Origin of the sequence: Jongsikchunia kroppenstedtii DSM 45133, assembly GCF_000380485.1 — a bacterium.
Taxonomy (GTDB): domain Bacteria; phylum Actinomycetota; class Actinomycetes; order Mycobacteriales; family Mycobacteriaceae; genus Jongsikchunia; species Jongsikchunia kroppenstedtii.
On record NZ_AQYG01000019.1, the window covers coordinates 1 to 9,186 of the forward strand.

Genomic DNA, 9,186 nt, shown 5'->3' on the forward strand with positions numbered 1-9,186 from the left:
CGAGTGGACATTTACGCGCGCCGAGTGGACATTTACGCGCGCCGAGTGGACAACTGTTTGCATTGAGCGGGCATTCGATCAATCGAATGTCCGCTCAATGCGTTTCACGGTCCACTCGATGAACCTGACGGTCCACTCGGCGAACGTGAGTGTCCGCTCGGCGGTCAGTCGGCCGTCGAGACCGGTTCGGGCTCGCGGTGCGCCTGGTCGCGGGGGACCAGCGGGATGGCGATCAGGGGCAGGGTCGCCGCGACGATGAACGCGGCGGGAAACCCGGTGGCCGCGATCAGCGCGCCGAACATCGGGGTGGTCGCCGACATTGCCAGGTATTGACTGGTGTTCTGGATGGCCAGGGCGCGTCCGCTCCAGTGCGCGCCCGCGTATTCGGCGACCGCCGTGAAGGCCAGGCCGTTGTCGGTGACGGTGATGATCGACGCGACCATCATCACCACCACGGCGAGCGGCGTGTTCACCCAATCCAGCAGCGCCAGTAGCGCGCAGGCGATCGCCGCGGCGCCGGCGATCACCCGGATGGGCTTCATCCGCGAGCCCCACACATCCGACCAGCGACCGGACGCCAGCCGAGCCGCGGCACCCAGCAGCTGGGTCGCGGTGACCAGGATTCCGGCGCTGGCGGCCGACCAGTGATGCGCCACCATCAGCCAGGTCGGCACGAAGGTCCACAGCAAACCCTGCGGCACCACCAGCAGCACGCTGACGCCGTGCACGCGGGGCAGGAACGACCCACGGCGATAAGGGTTCTGGTCTCGTCTGTCGGTGGCGGTCTTCGGTGCGGGGTGTCGCGGCGGGTCGACGATGGTGACGGCGACCGCGACCAGGGCGATGGCCGCGACGACCATCGGGACCGCGAAACCCGCTGCGATGCCGTACTTCTCGGCCAGCACCGGCATGGTCAGCGCGCAGACCGCGACGCCCAGCGGTTGCGCCATCTGCCGGGCGCCCATGGCCGTCCCGCGCTGCGTGGGCGGGAACCAGCCGACGACCAGTCGCCCGCTGGCGCCGTTGGTGGCGGCCGACGCCAGCCCGGTCAGCAGCGCACAGGCGCCGATGACGCCGTACCCGGCATGGGAAAGGCTTGCCGCATAGGTGGATCCGGCCAGGACGGTCGTGAATCCCAGTGACGTCAGCAGGATGGTCCGCTCGCCGTAGCGGTCGATCAGCACACCCCACGGGATGATCGCGATCATCAGGCCGACGGTGGGGAGGGCGGCCAGGGTGGACGCGGTGGCCAGGGCCATGCCGCCCCGATGCAGCTCGGGGATGAGGAAGGCGATGCCGTTGACGACGACGGCGGTCGCCATCGCCGCGAGCAGCGAGCTGATCAGCATGATCCAGCGGTGGGCCACCGACGGTTCGGGCATCGCACACTCCCGTCTCAAATACTAAGAACTGACGCCCAAATATTAGTACTTGACCGGGGTGACCAGTCAATTGGCGTCTCGAACCCTGGGATAGGCTTGTGCGCATGCGTTTGGGTCGAATTGCCAGTCCGGACGGAGTCGCCTTCGTCAGCATCGAGGGCGATGGGGATACCGCCGTCACCCGTGAGATCGCCGAACATCCCTTCGGCACGCCGACGTTCACCGGCCGCCAATGGCCGCTGGCCGACGTGCGGCTGCTGGCGCCGATCCTGGCGAGCAAGGTGGTCTGCATCGGCAAGAACTACGCCGCACATGCTGCCGAAATGGGCGGAGCGCCACCGGAAGAGCCGGTGATCTTCATCAAGCCGAATACCTCGATCATCGGTCCGCAGGCGCCGATCCTGCGGCCGCCGAGTTCGGACCGGGTCGATTTCGAGGGCGAGCTGGCCGTCGTCATCGGTCAGCCCTGCCGTGACGTCGCGGCGGCCAAGGCGAAGGATGTGATCCTCGGCTATACCGTCGCCAACGATGTGACCGCGCGCGATCAGCAGGCCGCCGACGTCCAGTGGACCCGCGGCAAGGGCTATGACACGTTCTGCCCGCTCGGCCCGTGGATCGAGACCTCCTTGGATCCAAGCGATCTGGAGATCCGTACCGAGCTGGACGGTGAGGTGAAGCAGCGCAGCCGCACCAGCCTGATGCTGCACGATGTGGGCGCGATCGTGGAATGGATCTCCCGCATCATGACGCTGCTGCCGGGCGACGTGATCCTCACCGGCACACCGGAGGGCATCGGCCCGATGTCTGCCGGCCAGCAGGTGAGCGTGACGGTCGAAGGCATTGGCACATTGACCAATCCGGTCGCGGACAGGAAGTGACTCCGGAATGACGATGGCACGCGGCAACGCGAAACTCATTGACCTCAACGGAATCCAGATCAATGTCGACGACTCCGGCGGTACGGGTCCGGCGGTCGTGATGGTGATGGGCACCGGCAGCCCGGGCCGGGTGTGGCACGCGAACCAGGTGCCCGCATTGGTTCGGGCCGGCTACCGGGTGGTGACCTTCGACAATCGCGGGATCGCGCCGACATCCGAATGCGTCGACGGGTTCTCGGTCGATGACATGGTCGCCGATACCGCGGCGGTCATCGAACATCTCGGCGTGGGCCCGGTCGCGGTGGTCGGGACTTCTTTGGGCGGACGGATCACGCAGGGGCTGCTGCTGTCGCGGCCCGACCTGGTGAAGGCGGCGGTGCTGATGGCAACCTACGCCCGCCCGACCGTGATGCAGCAAGCGATTTCGGCTGGCGAGCGGGAGCTGTACGACAAGAAGATCACGCTGCCGGACCGCTATTTCGCGGCCATCACCGCGCATCTGAACCTGTCGCCGAAGACGCTCGCGGACGAGAGCTCGGCCCGCGACTGGCTCGACATCATCGAATTCTCCGGACAGGCTCTCACGCCCGGCGTACGCGCTCAGCTCGATCTGCATATCGACGAGCCCGACCAGCTCGCCCGGCTGTCCGGCGTGACCACGCCCACGCTGGTCATCGGGTTCGCCGACGACCGGACGCTGCCGGTGTACCTGGCCAGGGAAGTGGGCGCCGCCATCAGGGGTGCCGAATACCGCGAGGTCGCCGATGCGGGTCATTACGGCTACCTGGAGCAGCCGGCCGAGGTCAACAAGCTGCTGGTCGAATTCCTCGACCGAACGGTGAAGTAATAGCCTTGGCGGCATGACTGTTCGCGTCCGTTTCTGCCCGTCGCCGACTGGAACGCCCCACGTCGGGCTGATCCGTACCGCGCTGTTCAACTTCGCGCATGCGCGTCACACCGGGGGCACCTTCGTGTTCCGCATCGAGGACACCGACGCCGCGCGGGACAGCGAGGAATCGTATGCCGCGATCCTGGACGCGCTGCGCTGGCTGGGGCTCGACTGGGACGAGGGGCCGGAGGTCGGCGGGCCGTTCGGGCCGTACCGCCAGTCGGAGCGCCGGGATCTGCACCTGGACGTCGTCCGCAAGCTGCTCGAGGCAGGGGAGGCGTACGAGGCGTTCTCCACGCCGGAGGAGGTCGAGGCGCGTCACGTCGCCGCCGGTCGCAACCCGAAGCTCGGCTACGACAATTTCGATCGGGACCTGACCGAGGAGCAGCGCGCCGCCTATCGGGCGGAGGGCCGAAATGCCGTGGTACGCCTGCGGATGCCGGATCACGACATCACGTGGGACGACCTGGTGCGCGGCGAGACCACCATCAAGGCCGGCGACGTCCCCGACTTCGCGCTCACCCGCGGCAACGGAGATCCGTTGTACACCTTGGTCAATCCGACCGACGATGCGCTGATGGAGATCACGCATGTGCTGCGCGGCGAGGACCTGCTGTCGTCGACGCCGCGGCAGATCGCGCTGTACGAGGCGCTGACGCGGATCGGAATCGCCAAGGCCACACCGCAGTTCGGCCACCTGCCGTTCGTGATGGGGCAGGGCAACAAGAAGCTGTCCAAGCGCGACCCGGAGTCGAGTCTCTTCGCGCACCGCGACAACGGATTCATTCCAGAGGGCCTGCTCAACTATCTGGCGCTGCTGGGCTGGAGCCTGTCGGCCGATCAGGACGTCTTCACGCTCGACGAGATGATCACGGCTTTCGATGTGCGACAGGTCAATTCGAACCCGGCACGATTCGACGAAAAGAAGGCGCAGGCGATCAACGCCGAGCACATCCGTCGCCTCGAGCCGGCCGATTTCGCTGCTCGCCTCAAGCAGTATCTGGTCGCCACGGGCAGGTTGTCGGCGGACCAGATCGACGACGCCCAGTTCGCCGTGGTGGCCGACCTGGTGCAGACCCGTATCCAGGTACTCGGCGAGGCCTGGGGCCTGATCGCATTCCTGTACGTCGACGAGGCCGATTTCGCCGTCGACGAGGCGGCGGCGCGGAAGAACCTGGGTGCCGACGCGGCGCCGGTGCTCGATGCGGCGATCGCGGCACTGGAGGCGTTGGGGGAGTGGACCACGCCGGCGATCGAGGCGGCCCTCAAGACGGCGTTGGTCGACGGCCTGGAGCTCAAGCCCCGCAAGGCGTTCGGGCCGATCCGGGTGGCCGTGACGGGATCGCACATCAGCCCGCCGCTGTACGAGTCGTTGGAACTCCTGGGCCGGGACACCACGTTGGCGCGGCTGGGTCAGGCGCGAGAAAACCTGGTCTGACCTGGCGATTGCTGTCCGGGCCGCTCTGTTTGGTAGTCTATCGTCCGGCGCTTGAGCAGCCGGTTCGCCGGAAGCTCAAACTCCGTATTGGCCTATGGTGTAATTGGCAACACAGCGGTTTCTGGTACCGCCATTCTAGGTTCGAGTCCTGGTAGGCCAGCGAGAACGCGGTTTGGTCCGCGCACTCCAGCCAGCTACGCTGGCACAGCAAGTTCTTGGCCCCGTCGTCTAGCGGCCTAGGACGCCGCCCTCTCAAGGCGGTAGCGCGGGTTCGAATCCCGTCGGGGCTACAGCGAAACAAGGCTCCCGGTCGATGAGACCGGGAGCCTTGTTCGTTATGGCGGGACCGATCGACGCTCGGGGAGCGCAGGTCGGTGAGTTGACGAGCCGCGCACCGGGTTTGGCGCCGATCGACGTCATCCGCGACATTCCGTCATCGCACTCGTCGGTCTACTCCGACAGATACTGGGCGGTGCTGCCGGCGACCGGCATTTCCGGAAGCCCGAGTTTGCGGTGATCCCATGATCGGGTCCGGTCGGCGACGATCCGCACCGCGATTCGCTTGTTCATCATCTGGTCGACGAACGGCCGCATCTCTGCGGTGTACTCGCCGTTGTAGCGTTCCCACACACTGATGCCGACGCGCAGCAGGGTGTCGGGATCCTCGACGATCTCGGCGTGACCCTCGATTGCGATGCCGCGCAGCGTGTTATAGGTCAGGCCGTCCTCGATCATGGCGGTGCAGACCGGGTTCCGGCGGAGATTGACGACCTTCTGCGACTTGGCCTTCGTCTCGAACCAGATCTCGGGCCGGCCGTCGGCGCCGGGAAGGACGGCGTACCACATCGCCACCAGGTGCGGGACTCCCGTGGCGGAGACGGTGGCCAGGGTGGCGGTGCGGCTGCGGGTGATGAACGAGTCGATCTCGTCGTCGCTCATCACGATCTGAGTGCGCTGATTGGTGCCCATGTGGCTGACATTACAGTGACCGAAATTACTGAGTGCCCCGGTGCGGCCGTCGTCGGTTACAGCCGTTTGTGGATGGCGTCGGCCGCGGCCAGCAGGTCGGCGGCCCACCGCGCGCCGGGTCGGCGGCCGATCCGGTCGATCGGGCCGGACACCGAGATCGCCGCGACGACCTTGCCCGCGCCGTCGCGGACCGGGGCCGAGATGCTGGCGACGCCGGACTCGCGCTCGCCGGCGCTCTGCGCCCAGCCGCGCCGCCGCACCTCGAGCAGCGTCCGGTCGGTGAAATCGCTGTCGGCCAGGATGATTCGGGCGGTCGCCGGGTCGGCCCAGGCGAGCAGCACCTTCGCGCCACTGCCGGCGGTCATCGGCAGCCGGGAGCCGATCGGAACGGTATCGCGCAGCCCGGACGGGGGCTCGACCGCTGCGATGCAGACGCGCTCGGTGCCTTCGCGGCGGTACAGCTGCACGCTTTCCCCGGTGATCTCGCGCAACCGCGGCAGGACCGTCATCGCGGCGTCGCGCACCGCATCGGCCGCGCCGGCTCCGAGTTCGGCGAGGGCGGGACCGGGCCGCCACTGGCCGGCGGTGTCGCGGGCGAGCAGTCGGTGGATCTCGAGTCCGGCCGCCAGCCGATGCGCGGTAGCGCGCGGCAGTCCGGTGCGTTCGCACAGTTCATTGAGGGTGCACGGGCCGTGTGCGACCGCGCGCAGCACGCTCACCGATTTGTCGAGGACACCGATTCCGCTGGACCCCGTCGGTGCGCTATCATTTCTCACACGCCGATACTAGCGTCCCGAATCCTGAGATTGCCAGTATCTGCGCCGATTGTCCCAACAGCCCTGGGGCGGCGAGCGGTCCGTTTTGACGTGGCCGCGGCGCGGTCCATGCATGAATTAGGTGAGTGCGATGTCAGAGCAGCCGTTGACGTTGGCCGAGAAGGTATGGCGCGATCACGTCGTCGTGCCCGGTGAGGGGGAGGGCGCGGCGCGCACTCCCGACCTGATCTACATCGACCTCCATCTGGTGCACGAGGTGACCAGCCCGCAAGCCTTCGACGGACTGCGGCTCGCCGGCCGGCCAGTGCGGCGCACCGATCTGACAATCGCCACCGAGGATCACAATGTGCCGACGATCGACACCGACAAGCCGATCGCCGATCCGGTGTCGCGGACGCAGGTTGAAACTCTGCGAAAGAATTGCGAAGAATTCGGCGTCCGCCTGTATCCGATGGGCAATAAGGAACAGGGCATCGTGCACGTCGTGGGTCCGCAGCTCGGGCTGACGCAGCCGGGAACCACGGTCGTCTGCGGCGATTCGCATACCTCGACCCACGGCGCGTTCGGCGCCCTGGCGATGGGTATCGGCACGTCCGAGGTCGAACATGTTCTTGCCACCCAGACGCTTTCGCTGCGTCCGTTCAAGACCATGGCGATCAATGTGGACGGCGAATTGCCTCCGGGTGTCACCAGTAAGGACCTGATTCTCGCGATCATCGCGAAGATCGGCACCGGCGGCGGCCAGGGATATGTCCTGGAATACCGGGGATCGGCCATCGAGAAGCTGTCGATGGAAGCGCGAATGACCATCTGCAACATGTCGATCGAGGCCGGCGCTCGCGCCGGAATGATCGCCCCCGATCAGACGACCTACGACTTCCTCCACGGCCGTCAGCACGCCCCGAAGGGTGCCGATTGGGATGCGGCCGTTACCTATTGGGATTCGCTGCGCACCGATCCGGACGCGCAGTTCGACGCCGAGGTGCATATCGACGCCTCGACGCTGTCGCCGTTCGTCACCTGGGGCACCAACCCGGGCCAGGGCGCGCCGCTGTCGGCGACGGTGCCCGATCCGGCACAGATCTCCGATGCCGAGGAGGCGGCCGCGGCCGAGAAGGCGCTCGGCTACATGGATCTGGCGCCGGGAATGCCGCTGCGCGATGTGACGGTCGACGCCGTCTTCGTCGGATCGTGCACCAACGGCCGGATCGAGGATCTGCGGGCGGTTGCCGAGGTTCTGAAGGGCCGCAAGGTCGCCGACGGGATGCGGATGCTGATCGTGCCCGGCTCGATGCGAGTGCGTCAGCAGGCCGATGACGAGGGGCTGGGCGAGATCTTCACGGAGGCAGGGGCGCAGTGGCGTCAGGCCGGCTGCTCGATGTGTCTTGGAATGAATCCAGATCAGTTGGCCCCGGGTGAGCGATGCGCGTCCACCTCCAACCGCAATTTCGAGGGACGGCAGGGCAAAGGCGGTCGGACGCATCTGGTTTCGCCGGCCGTCGCCGCCGCCACCGCGATCCGCGGCCGCCTCGCCGCGCCCGCCGATCTGGACTGAGTCGAGATAACCGCCCGACTCACGTTCCGTCCACAGAACTTTCGAAGGAGTTTCCATGGAACCGTTCATCAGCCACACCGGTATCGGAGTGCCGTTGCGTCGCAGCAATGTCGACACCGACCAGATCATTCCGGCCGTGTACCTCAAGCGGGTGACACGCACCGGATTCGAGGACGGACTCTTCGCCAGCTGGCGCGGCGATCCGGAGTTCATCCTCAACGTTCCGCCCTACGATCGCGGTTCGGTGCTGGTCGCCGGCCCCGATTTCGGCACCGGCTCGTCGCGTGAGCACGCCGTCTGGGCATTGCTGGATTACGGCTTCCGCGTGGTGATCTCGTCGCGCTTCGCCGACATCTTCCGCGGCAACTCGGGCAAGGCCGGTCTGGTCGCAGCGCAGGTGGAGCAGTCCGATGTGGAGCTGCTGTGGAAGCGGATGGAGGAGCAGCCCGGCCTGGAACTGACGGTGAGCCTTGAGGATCGGACGGTGACGGCCGGTGATCTGGTGGTGCGCTTCGCGATTGATGACTACACGCGCTGGCGTCTATTGGAGGGCCTGGACGACATCGGTCTCACATTGCGCCAGGTAGAGGCGATTTCCGAGTTCGAATCGACTCGCCCGCAATGGAAGCCGGTCACCACCGCGGCGGCCGACTGAACAGTCGTTCCGGGCCGCATCGGCGGCCTGACTTAACCCGTTATCGGACAATGGAATGGACCGAATCGGGAACTGTGCGAGATCTCTTTGCGTGCCGAACTTCCGCCACGCCGAAAGAATTTCGTGCAGAAAATGGACGTATGTGGATTTGACGTTTACCGTATCCATAGTTGGCCCAAGGTGGGTCACCAGTTTGCGGAGGTTGAACCCATGAACAAGGCAGAGCTGATCGAGGAACTGACTAAGAAGTTGGGGACCGATCGCCGGACGGCCACCGAGGCCGTCGAGCATATCGTCGACACCATCGTTCGCGCCGTGAATAAGGGTGAGAGCGTTACGATCACCGGCTTCGGTGTATTCGAGAAGCGCCGTCGTGCCGCTCGGGTCGCGCGTAACCCGCGCACCGGTGAGACCGTCAAGGTCCGCCCGACGTCGGTGCCGGCATTCCGTCCGGGCGCTCAGTTCAAGGCCGTGGTTTCCGGCAAGCAGAAGCTTGCGGCTTCGGGCCCGGCCGTGAAGCGCGGCAGCACCGCTGCTCCGGTGAAGAAGGCCGCTGCCAAGAAGACTGCGGCCAAGAAGACTGCAGCCAAGAAGGCTCCGGCCAAGAAGACCGCAGCCAAGAAGGCCCCGGCCAAGAAGACCGC

General features: G+C 66.3%; 9 protein-coding genes and 2 tRNA genes. 8 read left to right on the forward strand and 3 right to left on the reverse strand.

Going from position 1 to position 9,186, the window contains the following annotated elements:
* Positions 1–164: 164 nt before the first annotated feature.
* A complete protein-coding gene (locus G341_RS0100305) occupies positions 165–1,382 on the reverse strand; it encodes an MFS transporter (protein WP_018177112.1) in 1,218 nt (405 codons plus the stop codon).
* A gap of 104 nt (positions 1,383–1,486) precedes the next feature.
* On the opposite strand from G341_RS0100305, the gene G341_RS0100310 reads away from it, so the two are divergent.
* The 5 genes from G341_RS0100310 to G341_RS0100330 all read left to right on the forward strand — a co-directional run bounded on the left by G341_RS0100310 (position 1,487) and on the right by G341_RS0100330 (position 4,877).
* Complete coding sequence (locus G341_RS0100310) at positions 1,487–2,260, forward strand: fumarylacetoacetate hydrolase family protein (protein WP_018177113.1); 774 nt, start codon at positions 1,487–1,489, stop codon at positions 2,258–2,260.
* Positions 2,261–2,267: 7 nt separating this feature from the next.
* Complete coding sequence (locus G341_RS0100315) at positions 2,268–3,107, forward strand: alpha/beta fold hydrolase (RefSeq protein ID WP_018177114.1); 840 nt, start codon at positions 2,268–2,270, stop codon at positions 3,105–3,107.
* A 13-nt stretch (positions 3,108–3,120) separates the two neighbouring features.
* Positions 3,121–4,587 (forward strand): glutamate--tRNA ligase, encoded by a 1,467-nt coding sequence (gene gltX, locus G341_RS0100320; RefSeq protein ID WP_018177115.1) that lies wholly within the window; start codon positions 3,121–3,123, stop codon positions 4,585–4,587.
* Positions 4,588–4,675: 88 nt separating this feature from the next.
* Positions 4,676–4,747: transfer RNA gene (locus tag G341_RS0100325), tRNA-Gln, on the forward strand.
* Positions 4,748–4,804: 57 nt separating this feature from the next.
* Positions 4,805–4,877 (forward strand) — tRNA-Glu (locus tag G341_RS0100330).
* 160 nt (positions 4,878–5,037) lie between these two features.
* Here G341_RS0100330 and G341_RS0100335 read toward each other — a convergent pair.
* A complete protein-coding gene (locus G341_RS0100335; RefSeq protein WP_018177116.1) occupies positions 5,038–5,556 on the reverse strand; it encodes a pyridoxamine 5'-phosphate oxidase family protein in 519 nt (172 codons plus the stop codon).
* Between the two features lie 56 nt (positions 5,557–5,612).
* Entirely contained in the window at positions 5,613–6,332 is a 720-nt protein-coding gene (locus G341_RS0100340) for an IclR family transcriptional regulator (protein WP_043449935.1), read from the reverse strand.
* Positions 6,333–6,462: 130 nt separating this feature from the next.
* Here G341_RS0100340 and leuC point away from each other — a divergent pair, with 130 nt between their 5' ends.
* The 3 genes from leuC to G341_RS0100355 form a co-directional block, all read left to right on the forward strand.
* The gene (gene leuC / locus G341_RS0100345; RefSeq protein ID WP_043449940.1) at positions 6,463–7,887 is read left to right on the forward strand and encodes a 3-isopropylmalate dehydratase large subunit; all 1,425 of its coding nucleotides are present in this window, start codon (positions 6,463–6,465) and stop codon (positions 7,885–7,887) included.
* 55 nt (positions 7,888–7,942) lie between these two features.
* Positions 7,943–8,542 carry a 3-isopropylmalate dehydratase small subunit gene (leuD, locus tag G341_RS0100350; RefSeq protein WP_018177119.1) on the forward strand — a complete coding sequence of 200 codons (600 nt, stop codon included), beginning with the start codon at positions 7,943–7,945 and terminating at the stop codon, positions 8,540–8,542.
* Positions 8,543–8,752: 210 nt separating this feature from the next.
* Positions 8,753–9,186: HU family DNA-binding protein (locus G341_RS0100355; protein WP_018177120.1), on the forward strand; the 434-nt coding region annotated here is incomplete at its 3' end.